Genomic DNA, 13280 nt, shown 5'->3' with positions numbered 1-13280 from the left:
TTCGCAGAGGTGATAAACATGGAAAAAGAACAATTGATGAAGCAAGCGATAGCGGCACGCAGCAATGCATATGTGCCTTATTCGAAATTTCCTGTCGGTGCAGCCTTGCTGACAGCTGACGGCAAGGTGTACATGGGCTGCAATATTGAAAACGCCGGCTATTCCATGACGAATTGTGCAGAGCGCACAGCGGTGTTCAAAGCTGTTTCTGAAGGCGATAAGACGTTTGTGGCACTTGCTGTGTCTGCGGACACTCCGGGGCCTGTATCGCCTTGTGGCGCATGCAGACAGGTATTGGCCGAGTTTTGTTCGCCGGACATGCCGGTTTACTTAACAAATTTAAAAGGTGACGTCCAGGAAACAACTATCAGTGAATTGCTTCCCGGCGCATTTTCAACGGAGGATTTAAAATATGCAGCCAGAGAATAACGGATTCAAATCAGGGTTCATTTCAATCATCGGTCGTCCGAATGTCGGCAAATCGACATTCCTGAACCGAGTAGTGGGCCAGAAGATTGCCATTATGAGTGACAAGCCCCAAACCACACGCAACAAAGTACAAGGCGTCGTGACCACCAATGAAAGCCAAATGATTTTCATTGACACGCCTGGCATCAACGAACCCCGCCATAAATTGGGTGACTTTATGCTGAAGGTTGCGAAAAACACGTTCCGTGAAGTGGATGTGCTGTTGTTTGTCGCAAGCGGCGTCGACCGTGTCGGCAAAGAAGACCGCTATGTGCTGGATATGCTGAAAGGCATCGATGTGCCGGTATTTCTGGTCATCAACAAGATCGACCAAGTGCATCCGGATAATTTGCCGAAAATCATCGAATCGTACCGCAAGGAATTCGATTTTGCAGAAGCGATCCCGATTTCAGCATTGCAAGGAAATAACGTCGAGAACCTATTGGCCAAAATCAGCGAGCGCCTTCCAGAAGGCCCGCAATACTACCCAGCTGACCAAATCACCGACCACCCGGAACGCTTCATCATTTCCGAGTTGATCCGTGAAAAGGCCCTGCATTTGACGCGCGAAGAAATTCCGCATTCCATTGCGGTGGTTATCGAAAAAATCGCGCCGGATTCCGAAAACAAGGACATGATCCGTGTCCAAGCGACCATCATGGTCGAGCGCGACTCCCAAAAGGGCATCGTCATCGGCAAAAAAGGGGCGCTCCTTAAGGAGATTGGAACCCGTGCACGCCAAGACATCGAGAACCTGCTTGGCTCGAAAGTGTATTTGGAACTTTGGGTCAAAGTGCAAAAGGACTGGCGCAATAAAGCGATGCATCTGCGCGATTTCGGCTTCAGAGACGACGAATACTAAGGAGTCCTTCCCATGCAAAGTCAAGTAGAGGGAATTGTCATTCGTACGATGCCTTACGGCGAAACGAATAAGATCGTCACCCTGTTTACGAAAGAAGCGGGGAAGATCACCTGCATGGCGAGAGGGGCGAAAAAGCCCGCGAGCCGATTGGCTGCCATCACCCAGGTTTTTACCCATGGAACGTTTTCCATCTACAAAGGAAGAGGCATGGGAACCTTGCAGGCAGGTGACCCGTTGGAGTCATTGCGGCACATTCGGGAAGACATCATGTCGACCGCCTATGCCAGTTATGTCACCGAACTGATTGACCGGCTGACCGAGCAGGATGAACCGCAACCCGTCATTTTTGACATGCTGTATCAGGCACTCCATGCTATTGACGAAGGCTATGATCCGGAAGCGATCACTTTGTTTGTGGAGTGGAAGATGCTTCAGGCGGCAGGCCTTGCGCCTACGCTGCATCAATGCGCAAACTGTGGAGCGACGGAAGGGGAATTCGCCTTTTCGTTTCAGGAATTGGGTTTTCTCTGCCACCGCTGCTTCCATATCGACCGTTACATCATCCGCTTGAGCCCGGCTCTAGTGAAACTGATCCGCACCTTCTATTTTGTGCCGATTGAGCGGGTAGGTTCCTTGACTTTGAAAAAAGAATCCAAGAGCCTGCTCAAACAAATCGTCCGCACAATTTACGAAGAAAAAGCAGGAATCCGCCTGAAGTCCAGGAAGTTCCTTGAGCAATTGGAGCGGACGCCGGAATTTTTACCGAAAAAAGAAGAGTTGCCGAAAGACGAATAGTCTTTCGGCAACTCTTTTTGTTTTGTTATTAGTTGATAAAGGAGTTAGGAATCTTTCCAGATGGACGAAGCAGTTCGTGAGCATGTCTTTGCCCTTCCTTGCTCTTCACTTTTTCTATACAGAATCATGAAGGTTATCAAATTAAAAATTTTTTCGATAGCCAATGATTTACTGGATAGGCCAACTACATTTAATGATATGGAGCAAAACAACGGAGACTCCCGCGGGAACAGCGCAGCGACCTAAGAGAAATCCACTCGGGCAATGGCCCGAGTTAGTTCAGCGCAAGCCCTTGGCAGCTCGCACCGCGACGTCCTGTCGCGCCAGCTGCATGACCCGCATCCTGCAGGCCCGAAAGCGGAGTTGTTTTGCGGAATATCATGTTGAAAGATTAAAATTTGATATGCTTTTCGATATAAGCCTGTACTTCAGCGATCGGCATGCGTGTCTGCTCCATGGAATCACGGTGGCGCACGGTTACCTGGCCGTCTTCGACAGAATCAAAGTCGTAGGTGATGCAGAACGGTGTACCGATTTCATCCTGGCGGCGGTAGCGTTTGCCGATGGATTGGGATTCGTCATACTCCACCATGAAATGTTTGGCAAGGTCTGAGAAGACTTCTGTCGCACCTTCAGCCAATTTCTTAGACAATGGCAAAACAGCAGCTTTATAAGGAGCCAATGCCGGGTGGAAGCGTAAAACAGTGCGTTTTTCGTCATTTTCAAGTTCTTCTTCGCTGAATGCATCTACGAGGAATGCCAATGTAACACGGTCAGCACCCAGGGAAGGTTCGATACAATACGGCACGTAACGTTCGTTTGTTGCTGGATCGATGTAATTGAAATCCTCGCCGGAATGCTCCATATGGCGTTTCAGGTCAAAGTCGGTGCGGTCAGCAATGCCCCAAAGCTCGCCCCAGCCGAATGGGAATTTGTATTCGATATCCACAGTGGCATTCGAGTAATGCGAAAGTTCATCTTCTTCATGCTCGCGCAGGCGGATATTGTCTTCGGTAATGTTCAAATCCAATAACCATTTTTTGCAGAAATCGCGCCAGTAAGCATACCATTCCAAGTCTTCACCAGGCTTGCAGAAGAACTCAAGTTCCATTTGTTCGAATTCGCGCGTCCGGAAAGTGAAGTTGCCAGGTGTGATTTCATTGCGGAAACTTTTGCCGATCTGGGCAATCCCGAATGGCATTTTCTTGCGCATTGAACGCTGTACGTTCTTATAATTGACGAAAATTCCCTGAGCCGTTTCGGGACGCAGGAAGATTTCATTGGTTGAAGCTTCAGTAACGCCTTGGAACGTCTTGAACATCAAGTTGAACTGGCGAACTTCTGTGAAGTCCTGTTTGCCGCATGTCGGGCATTTCACTTCGTGTTCCTGGATCAGTTCCGCCATCCGATCAAAAGACAAGCCGTCGACAATCATTTCGATGCCTTTGGCGTCTAATGCATCTTCAATCAATTTATCCGCGCGGTGGCGGGTTTTACAGCTCTTACAGTCGATCATCGGGTCGTTGAAGTTGCCGACATGTCCTGAAGCGACCCAAGTTTTAGGGTTCATCAGGATAGCTGCGTCCAACCCCACATTATAAGGAGATTCCTGGACGAATTTTTTCCACCATGCTTTTTTGATATTGTTTTTCAATTCAACGCCAAGTGGGCCGTAATCCCACGTATTCGCCAATCCTCCATAAATTTCAGAGCCGGGGAATACAAATCCTCTGTGTTTCGCTAATGCTACTACATCTTCCATTGACATAAAATTACCTCCATAAAATAAAAAAATCGTACCCATCCACGGACATGTCATCATGTCCGAGGACGAGTACGTTAAGACCCGCGGTTCCACCTCGATTGACTGCAAAATGCAGCCCGCTTAAAATAAAAAATGGCTCTGGATCACCTTTTCCTGTAGTTGCAGGCTTTCACCATCCCTGCTCGCTTCTGTTACAGTACTTATCTATCCGTCATTGCCTCTGTTAAGTTCCTTCATATTGTACCATGGTGAAGTTTTCTTCGCAATATCGTGTTAATTAGTATATAATAATTGGTATTGAGTATAACATATATATATTTTGAGGCGGTGAGTCCAATCGAACTCAATAAACGGCAAGAAGAAATATTACAGATCGTTAAAGGCAATGGTCCGATTACTGGCGAACAGATTGCGGATCGACTAAACTTAACAAGATCAACGCTACGACCTGACTTAGCCATCCTGACAATGGCAGGCTTTTTAGATGCCCGTCCGCGTGTTGGCTATTTTTATTCGGGCAAAAAACCGGGTCAGGATGTTACAGATACCATGAATAACATGAAGGTCAAAGACTTTCAGTCGATTCCGGTCGTCGTCAGGGAAGATGTCAGTGTATACGACGCTATCAGCCAGATGTTTTTGGACGATGTCGGCACGCTATTTGTCGTGGACAAAAAATCGCATCTGACTGGGGTGCTTTCAAGAAAAGACTTGCTTCGTGCTAGTCTGGGCAGCCAGAACCTGACAGGCATTCCTGTACATATCATTATGACGCGCATGCCGAACATCACGTACTGCGCCAAAAACGAATCCCTGATACAGGCAGCGCATCGCCTGATCAATCAGCAAATCGATGCCTTGCCAGTGGTGGAAGAACAGCCGGATGGCTTCAAAGTCGTCGGCAGATTAACAAAAACGAATATTACTCGTGCGTTTTTATCGCTATCGGAAAACCACGATTTGTGAGGTGCCAACTATGAATTCACTCCGTTTGTTCATTGTCTCCGATTCGGTCGGAGAGACAGGGGAACTGGTCGCAAAGGCGGCCATCAGCCAATATCTTAATAATGATCAAAATGCTATACTGAAACGCTTTCCTTATATCGATTCCATCGACCATCTGCAGGAGATCATTAAATTGGCTGTTGCTCAAAAAGCCTTCATCGTCTATACGCTGGTCTCCCAGGAGCTGCGTAATTATATGGAGGCTGAAACCGCTAAGTTTTCCGTGGCTGCTGTGGATCTGATGGGCCCTCTTTTGGACGCGTTGGAAAAAGAACTCGATGCACCTCCGCTGCAGGAAGCAGGCCTTGTCCGTAAATTGGATGATGACTATTTCAAAAAAGTGGAAGCCATCGAATTTGCCGTCAAATACGACGACGGACGGGATCCACGCGGCATACTGATGGCCGATATCGTCTTGGTCGGAATTTCAAGAACATCCAAGACGCCTTTATCCCAGTACTTGGCACATAAGCGCTTGAAGGTCGCGAACGTTCCGCTGGTGCCGGAAGTTGATCCGCCGGATGAGCTATACCATGTAGATCCAAAAAAATGCTTTGGATTGGTGATTTCGCCGGACAAGCTCAACAGCATCCGCAAAGAGCGGTTGATCGCCCTCGGATTGAACGATGATGCCAATTATGCGAAGTTGGACCGCATCCACGAAGAAATCGGCCATTTCCATAAAGTGGTGGATCGTATCGGTTGCGAAATCCTTGATGTGACAAATCGCGCTGTAGAAGAAACCGCCAACCTGATATTAAGCAAACTTCAAAAGTGATTTCGGGAAAACCACCTGTACTGGCGGTTTTTCTTTCTTTTTGGTGGATTTTTTCATAAAAACGTTTTATAATGAAGAATTGTGGCTAAAGCTTATTATATAAGTTAAATTGAGTAGTATTTGAAGAGGAATATTCCGATATGGGTATGTTAGATCCAACTCCGCTTTCTCACCTATCTTCATGGGCGAGAAGCAGGCGAGGCCTCCCGTCATGCCTGCTTTCAAGGCTTGTGCCGAACTGACTCAGGCTCGATGTCCGAGTAGATATCGGCATTTTGTTGTGTAGTGAGAAGCGGCGGTATGGAGCAATTTCTTCAACTCCTTTCCTCTTACTTATTTTGGAATACGTATTCATTTTTTAGCTTAGAATGTGTCAGAAATAGTTTGCTTATCTTTTTGTCGAAAAATGAAGGATTTTGTCTTTGTATCACGAATTAAATAAGTTAAGCAAACAAAGATGGTGAAAATAATGTCCAATCGAGTTCCAGAAGAAGTGATCGAGAAAATCCGTTCCAGCACAGATATTGTGGATGTCGTGGGTGAGTATGTTCAGTTAACAAAAAGGGGCCGCAATTGGTTCGGCCTTTGCCCTTTTCATGGAGAAAGCACACCGTCTTTTTCGGTCACTGCCGATAAGCAGATTTTTCATTGCTTTGGCTGTGGAGCTGGTGGCAATGTCATCACTTTTCTGATGGATATTGAAAACATAACATTTCAGGATGCTTTATCGAGACTCGGAAGCCGTTCAGGCATAGATGTCGATATACAGGCCCCTGCCGATTCCGGTCCGGTGCAATCAAAAAGTGATCATCAACTGATTTTGATGCACGAGTTTGCTGCGGACATGTACCACCATATTCTATTGAATACGGAAGAAGGCCAAGTGGCATTGGACTATTTGGAAAATAGGGGCTTTACCCGGGAAATCATCGAAAAAAATAAAATCGGGTGGTCGCTTCCGGAATGGAATTATATGGCGTCTGCGCTGAAGCGAAAAGGCTTTAGCGAAGAAGAACTCGAAACAAGCGGTTTAGCGATTGCCCGAGAGCAGTCAAGCGGCTATTTTGATCGATTTCGTGGGAGGATCATGTTTCCGATCATGAATGAAAACGGCAAAGTCATCGCCTTTTCAGGAAGGGTCCTAGAACAGACTAAACAGGAAGCCAAATATATGAACAGCCCGGAATCTCCGATTTTCCAAAAAAGCCAAGTGCTCTATAATGTACATCATGCCAGAAGCGCTATACGAAAAAATCGGAAAATCATTTTGTTTGAAGGGTTTATGGATGTCATTGCAGCGGGTAAAGCAGGAGTTGACAATGCTTTAGCGACGATGGGCACATCACTAACTGCTCAGCATATCCGCCAAATGAAGCGTTTCGCCCAGGAAGTCGTCATCTGCTTCGATGGCGATGATGCAGGTTGGGAAGCCGCTAGACGTGCTGCAATCGCCCTCAATGAAGATAATTTCAAAGTGGAAGTGGCAGTCCTGCCAGGCAAGATGGACCCGGATGACTTTGTCCGCGAAAAAGGGGCGGAAGCCTTTAAGGAACAGATCATCGGCAAACCGCATGCATTTATTGCATTCGCCATGATGCACGCCCGCAGGAACAAGAATTTCCAGTATGAGAATGACCTGCTGCAATATATTCAGGAAGTGCTGCAACTTCTGGCCGGTAGATCCTCGCCTCTAGAGCGGGATTTATATATAAAGCAATTATCAGAGGAAACCGGATTATCTCAAGAAGCGATCCTACAGCATTATCGGAAATTGGAAAACAAGACGATCGAACGGAACCGTCCTGAATCACAAACTCCTGCAGCGAAGATGGCAAAAAAAGAGCCGAAACGGGTCACTTCACTGCATAGGGCGGAACGGATACTCCTATCGCATGCCCTGGCAGATCCGTCAGTTATGGATAAATTAGCGGTTGAAGACAATGGCATACCCTTTGTCAGTGAGGAATTCCAGGCGCTGTACGTTCAATTGCTCGGTTTCTATGAAGAATGGGATAAAGCTGATTTCCATAAATTCCTGGAGACTTTGCAGGATGCAGAACTCCGCAAGCTTGTCATGGAAACTGCATTATCCGAACGCGATCCGGAACATGCGGATGAAGAAATTTCCGATTGTTTGAAGCATCTGCAAAAACATCGGGTCGAACAGCAAATCAATCTAAAAATCCAGCAATCAAAAGAAGCGGAAAAACAGCATGACCTTAAGCGCGCTTTACTTCTTGCACAAGAAGTGATTGCTTTACGGAAATCATTGTAAGTTAATTCCGGTTTTTTTAAAGGAGGAAGTCACATGGCTGAGAAATCTGAACGCCAAACTGAAGTTGAAGCTAGCAATGTACCATTGACTACTGAAGGTCCGGAAGCAACTGTCGAAGAAGCGAAAAAACAGCTCATCGAAACAGGTAAAAAAACCGGAGAGCTCAATTACGAACAAATTGCCGATAAATTAGCGGTTTTCGAAATGGAATCCGATGCAGTGGAAGAGTTTATCGATCAACTGGAAGGCCACGGCATCGAATTGGAGCGGAAATCCGATGATGAAGAACATTTGGATCGCTTGATGAAACCGACTGAAGATAAATTCGACTTGAATGATTTAAGTGTACCGCCTGGCGTCAAAATTAATGACCCTGTCCGGATGTACCTGAAAGAAATCGGCCGTGTCGATTTGCTTAAAGCGGAAGAAGAAGTCCGCCTCGCTAAATTGATCGAACAAGGTGATGAAGAGGCAAAAAAACGTCTTGCCGAAGCCAACCTGCGTTTGGTCGTCAGTATCGCTAAGCGATATGTCGGCCGCGGTATGCTGTTCCTGGATTTGATCCAGGAAGGGAATATGGGCTTGATCAAAGCCGTCGAGAAGTTCGACTACTCAAAAGGATTCAAGTTCAGTACCTATGCAACGTGGTGGATTCGTCAGGCGATTACACGCGCCATCGCCGACCAGGCGCGGACAATTCGTATCCCTGTCCATATGGTTGAAACCATCAATAAGCTGATCCGTGTACAGCGCCAGCTGCTTCAGGATCTTGGCCGAGAGCCTTCTCCGGAAGAAATCGGGGAAGAGATGGACCTGTTGCCTGAAAAAGTGCGGGAAATCCTGAAAATCGCTCAAGAGCCTGTTTCATTGGAAACGCCGATCGGTGAAGAAGATGATTCGCATTTGGGTGACTTTATCGAGGATTCGGATGCGCAATCGCCATCTGATCACGCTGCTTATGAATTGTTGAAAGAGCAATTGGAAGATGTGCTGGACACTTTGACCGACCGTGAAGAAAACGTCCTGCGCCTCCGTTTCGGCTTGGACGATGGCCGTACGCGGACATTGGAAGAAGTGGGCAAAGTGTTTGGTGTTACGCGCGAGCGGATTCGCCAGATTGAAGCGAAAGCTTTGCGAAAACTGCGCCATCCTTCCCGCAGCAAACGCCTGAAAGATTTCCTTGAATAGAAAAAAGACTTTAGCCGCTGCCGGATTTTCCGGAAAGCGGCTCTTTTTATGAATCAGATAAAAAGGAATTCCAGTTAAAGCTTGAGTTTGTCTTAATTTTCCCTATATAATGAAAGTTGTAAGCGTATTCACAATAAAGGGGATGTACACAAATGGATTTCGATTTGACACAAGAACAACAGATGATCAAAAAGACCATCAAGGAATTTGCCGATAAGGTGGTGGCACCAGGTGCCATTGACCGCGACCGTTCCAAAGCATTTCCGACTGAAATCTTTAAACAGCTGTCCAACATGGGGATGATGGGCTTGCCGTTTGATGAAAAGTATGGCGGAGCCGGATCGGACACCACCAGTTTTGCTATTGTGACAGAAGAATTGAGCCGTGCCTGCGCATCTACAGGCATCACTTATTCTGCGCATATTTCGCTTGGCGGGGCACCGCTGAATTTATTCGGGACTGAAGAACAAAAAGAAAAATACCTGGCGCCGATCTGTAGCGGCGAATCATTCGGTGCTTTCGGATTGACGGAACCCAATGCCGGATCGGATGCTGGAGGAACTGAAACCCGCGCAGTGGAAGATGGCGACGATTGGGTCATCAATGGTTCGAAGGTCTACATCACGAATGCCAGCCATGCCAAACATTTGGCGATTACCGCGATTACCGGTATGAACGATGGCAAGAAGGAAATCAGCGCCATCATCGTAGCGACGGATGCTGAAGGCTTTACCATCATCGACAATTACGAAAAAATGGGCCTGCATTCTTCCAATACGACAGAACTGGTGTTGGACAATGTCCGTGTGCCGAAAGAAAACCTGTTAGGCAAACGTGGTGACGGCTTTAAGCAGTTCCTGGTGACGCTTGACGGCGGGCGTATCGGCATTGCCGCTATGGCTGTAGGCATCGCCCAGGCGGCGTTTAACAAAGCGCTGGCTTATTCAAAAGAACGCAAGCAGTTCGGCAAGCCTCTATCCGAGTTCCAGGTGACTCAATTCAAGCTGGCGGATATGGCCATGAAGATTGAATTGGCACGCAATATGGTCTATAAAGCCGCTTGGCTGAAAGATCAGGGACGTCCGTTCACGAAAGAGGCTTCAATGGCGAAGCTTTATGCTTCTGAAATCTCCATGGAAGTGGCCGACGAAGCCATTCAAATCCACGGAGGCTACGGCTATATGAAGGAATATGAAGTAGAGCGCTATATGCGTGATGCAAAATTATTGGAAATCGGTGAGGGCACTTCTGAAATTCAGCGTATGGTCATCGCACGCCAGATCGGCTGCTGAGAATTTTAAAAGCCCCGCATGCAGCGGGGCTTTTATCGTTGCAGAAATTTTTGTTGGATATTTCTTTTATCAGGAAAGTATCGTGGAAAAGCTATGCCAGCCTGTGACGAATAAAAATTAAATTACCGTTTTTGTCACAAAGAAGGAAAAGTTGCCTGATAAGACTTTTCGTTTCATGGATAATACAGTACAATAATGAATGATACGAATAATATCATAAAGCAGAACTTAGTAGAGGGAGGGGTAACGGATGCAAAAAAATGCAATTGTACCTTATATCTTAATCATGGCGTTCGGTATTGGTTTAATTTTCTTCTTATCAATAGAAGGAGTTAACAACGAAGCTGAAATCGCAGAAGAACATGCAACAGAAGAAGGCGGCGGAGAAGCTGCTGAAGGTGAAGAAGGCGGAGAAACAGCTGAAGGGGATTTCGATCCTGAAGCACACGCACAGGCAAACTGTATTTCTTGTCACGGTTCAAGCTATGAAGGCGGAGTAGGTCCATCATTAGTTGGCACTGAACTTCCACAAGAAGATATCGAAGAAATTTTGATCAACGGTAAAGGCACGATGCCAGGCGGGCTTGTTCCAGAAGAGAACGTAGCAGCAATGGCTGAGTGGGTATTATCACTCGAATAGCATCTAAAAACCCTTAGTTCTTCTGGAGCTAAGGGTTTTTCTGTCAAATTAGGAGGATTTCAATGAATGCTCAACAATTATCACACCGGTTGACAAGAGTGGCCTATCACGTGCCTAAAGGCGCGGTGGTCGCAGATATCGGCAGCGATCACGCTTATCTGCCCTGTTACCTGGTATTGAACGGAGTAGCGGACAAGGCAGTTGCTGGAGAAGTTGTCAAAGGCCCTTTTGAATCGGCCCGGAAACAAGTACAGCAGGAAGGCCTTACCGGACAGATTGATGTCCGGCTGGCAAGCGGACTTGATGCCATCCAGCCTGAAGACGGCATTAATGCTGTCACCATTGCAGGTATGGGCGGTCCGTTGATCTGCTCGATTTTGGAACAGGGGAAAGAACGGCTTGATGGGGTGGAACGGTTGATTCTGCAGCCGAATGTCCATGCCAAATCCATCCGTGATTGGGCAGCTGCGAACGACTGGGTTATTACAGAAGAAGAAATATTAAAGGAAAATGAAAAGATTTATGAAATTCTGGTGCTTGAAAAAACGTTGTCACCTGTTTTATTGACTCAACAGCAATTATTGATGGGGCCGGAACTGATGAAGCAAAAGACGGAGATTTTCCGTGAAAAATGGATCCGTGAAAGCGAACAATGGAAAAATATTGTCGCTTCAATGGAAGCGACAGCTCAGACGATGGAAATCATCGGGAAAAAACAGGAATTGATCGAAAAAATTCAATTGGTGGAAGAGGTGCTGCAGCGTGAAAATTCCTAATGGCCAGCAAATCATTGAAGAATTCGAGAAATGGTCGCCCAAGTATCTGGCAATGGAAGGCGATCCAATCGGTTTGCATGTAGGATCGTTGAATAAGAAAATCGAACGGGTCCTGGTGACACTGGATGTCAATGAAGAAGTCGTGGATGAAGCGATTGCCAAAGGCGCGGGATTGATCATTGCGCATCATCCTCCGATTTTTCGTCCGTTAAAAAACCTGCAGACCGATTTTCCACAAGGACGTCTGATGGAAAAAATCATCAAATCCGATATTGCCGTCTATGCCGCACACACGAACCTGGATGTAGCAACTGGCGGAGTCAATGATTTGTTGGCGGATGCCCTGGGATTGAAAAACACCAGCGTTCTGGTTCCGACCTATGAAGCGGAATTGGTGAAAATTGCGGTCTTCGTTCCGGAAAGCCATGAAGAGGCCGTTCGTGATGCCTTCGGCAAAGCAGGAGCCGGAGCGATCGGCGATTATGAATACTGCAGCTATACCTTATCCGGTACCGGCCGTTTCCGCCCGACTTTTGAAGCAGATCCCTATATCGGAGAAGCCGGGAAAATGGAAGTGACGGCTGAATCGAAAGTGGAAGTCGTCGTCCGCAAGAACGAAAAAGATCGCGTCATCAAAGCGATGATCGCGGCGCATCCCTACGAAGAAGTGGCATATGATGTCTTTACTTTGGAAAACAAAGAAATTGCGATGGGGCTGGGACGCGTCGGAACATTGGAGACCCCGATGGCATTGAGCGAATTTGCCGATTGGGCAAAACAGCAATTGGATGTTCCGTCACTACGCATGGTAGGTGATCCGAATGCCACCATCAAAAAAGTGGCCGTGCTCGGAGGCGATGGCAATAAATACATCCAACAGGCCAAGCGCGCAGGAGCAGACGTTTATGTTACAGGCGATCTGTATTTCCATGTCGCACAGGACGCAGAGGCGATGGGGCTGCATGTCATCGATCCAGGGCATCATGTAGAAAAAGTGATGATCCAGGGCGTTGTGGACCATATGTCCAAGCAGCAGCCGACTTGGCAATGCGAATTCCTGCCGTCACAGACGAATACGGAACCTTTCCGGTTCATTTAAAAAGAAGAGGCTGCGGCCTCTTTTTTTTGCATTCATATGTTGATTGACTAGCTCATTTTACAGGTTGTCTGTTAAGCTGATTGGGTTTTTTTATGGTATAATAAGGTAGAAATTAAAACAAAGTTGCGTACCCACAAACGAGTAACATCCTCATTTCAAAAATCACCGAACAAAATCGTTCTTATAGAACTATTCGAGTTATCTTTATCAAACAAATGCAGATGCCAGGAAGAAAGGTGAATTTTGAAAATCCTTTATGGAAGCGCTTCCATAAAGGATTTTCGGCGGGGGAAAGGGTTTCATCGAAAGATTTTGCTTTTATTAAAAGGAGAATAAA

General features: G+C 46.7%; 13 protein-coding genes. 12 read left to right on the top strand and 1 reads right to left on the bottom strand.

Features of this window, described 5'->3' with window-relative positions:
- Positions 1-18: 18 nt before the first annotated feature.
- The 4 genes from Q0785_RS12590 to Q0785_RS12575 are packed head-to-tail and all read left to right on the top strand — an operon-like array spanning position 19 to position 2371.
- On the top strand, positions 19-429 hold the full coding sequence (locus Q0785_RS12590) for a cytidine deaminase (RefSeq protein WP_223637990.1): 411 nt from the start codon (positions 19-21) through the stop codon (positions 427-429).
- Entirely contained in the window at positions 413-1330 is a 918-nt protein-coding gene (gene era / locus Q0785_RS12585; RefSeq protein ID WP_223637988.1) for a GTPase Era, read from the top strand. Before Q0785_RS12590 ends, era begins: the two co-directional genes overlap by 17 nt.
- Positions 1331-1342: 12 nt before the next feature.
- Positions 1343-2125, top strand: coding sequence for a DNA repair protein RecO (recO, locus tag Q0785_RS12580; protein ID WP_298830249.1), 783 nt, complete (start codon positions 1343-1345; stop codon positions 2123-2125).
- Positions 2126-2185: 60 nt separating this feature from the next.
- Positions 2186-2371, top strand: a complete 186-nt coding sequence (locus Q0785_RS12575; protein ID WP_298830247.1) for a hypothetical protein — start codon at positions 2186-2188, stop codon at positions 2369-2371.
- A gap of 145 nt (positions 2372-2516) precedes the next feature.
- Here the strand turns inward: Q0785_RS12575 and Q0785_RS12570 are convergent, their stop codons facing one another.
- The gene (locus tag Q0785_RS12570) at positions 2517-3893 is read right to left on the bottom strand and encodes a glycine--tRNA ligase (protein WP_298830246.1); all 1377 of its coding nucleotides are present in this window, start codon (positions 3891-3893) and stop codon (positions 2517-2519) included.
- A gap of 324 nt (positions 3894-4217) precedes the next feature.
- Between Q0785_RS12570 and Q0785_RS12565 the strand changes: the two genes are divergently transcribed.
- From Q0785_RS12565 to Q0785_RS12530, 8 genes are all read left to right on the top strand, one after another.
- Positions 4218-4856: a helix-turn-helix transcriptional regulator gene (locus Q0785_RS12565; protein WP_223637982.1), complete on the top strand. Its 639-nt coding sequence runs from the start codon at positions 4218-4220 to the stop codon at positions 4854-4856.
- Between the two features lie 10 nt (positions 4857-4866).
- Entirely contained in the window at positions 4867-5673 is an 807-nt protein-coding gene (locus tag Q0785_RS12560) for a pyruvate, water dikinase regulatory protein (RefSeq protein WP_223637980.1), read from the top strand.
- Between the two features lie 469 nt (positions 5674-6142).
- Complete coding sequence (gene dnaG / locus Q0785_RS12555) at positions 6143-7948, top strand: DNA primase (RefSeq protein ID WP_298830241.1); 1806 nt, start codon at positions 6143-6145, stop codon at positions 7946-7948.
- A gap of 33 nt (positions 7949-7981) precedes the next feature.
- The gene (gene rpoD / locus Q0785_RS12550) at positions 7982-9136 is read left to right on the top strand and encodes an RNA polymerase sigma factor RpoD (protein ID WP_142827801.1); all 1155 of its coding nucleotides are present in this window, start codon (positions 7982-7984) and stop codon (positions 9134-9136) included.
- Positions 9137-9288: 152 nt separating this feature from the next.
- Positions 9289-10428, top strand: a complete 1140-nt coding sequence (locus Q0785_RS12545; protein ID WP_298830239.1) for an acyl-CoA dehydrogenase — start codon at positions 9289-9291, stop codon at positions 10426-10428.
- A 250-nt stretch (positions 10429-10678) separates the two neighbouring features.
- Complete coding sequence (cccA, locus tag Q0785_RS12540) at positions 10679-11068, top strand: cytochrome c550 (RefSeq protein WP_223637971.1); 390 nt, start codon at positions 10679-10681, stop codon at positions 11066-11068.
- A gap of 62 nt (positions 11069-11130) precedes the next feature.
- Positions 11131-11844, top strand: a complete 714-nt coding sequence (locus Q0785_RS12535; RefSeq protein WP_298830237.1) for a tRNA (adenine(22)-N(1))-methyltransferase TrmK — start codon at positions 11131-11133, stop codon at positions 11842-11844.
- The gene (locus Q0785_RS12530) at positions 11831-12943 is read left to right on the top strand and encodes a Nif3-like dinuclear metal center hexameric protein (protein WP_223637965.1); all 1113 of its coding nucleotides are present in this window, start codon (positions 11831-11833) and stop codon (positions 12941-12943) included. Before Q0785_RS12535 ends, Q0785_RS12530 begins: the two co-directional genes overlap by 14 nt.
- The last annotated feature ends 337 nt before the right edge of the window (positions 12944-13280 follow it).

It is taken from the genome of uncultured Planococcus sp. (assembly GCF_947501725.1).
GTDB classification, from domain to species: Bacteria; Bacillota; Bacilli; order Bacillales_A; family Planococcaceae; genus Planococcus; species Planococcus donghaensis_C.
This window is presented reverse-complemented; position numbering and strand designations above follow the sequence as displayed.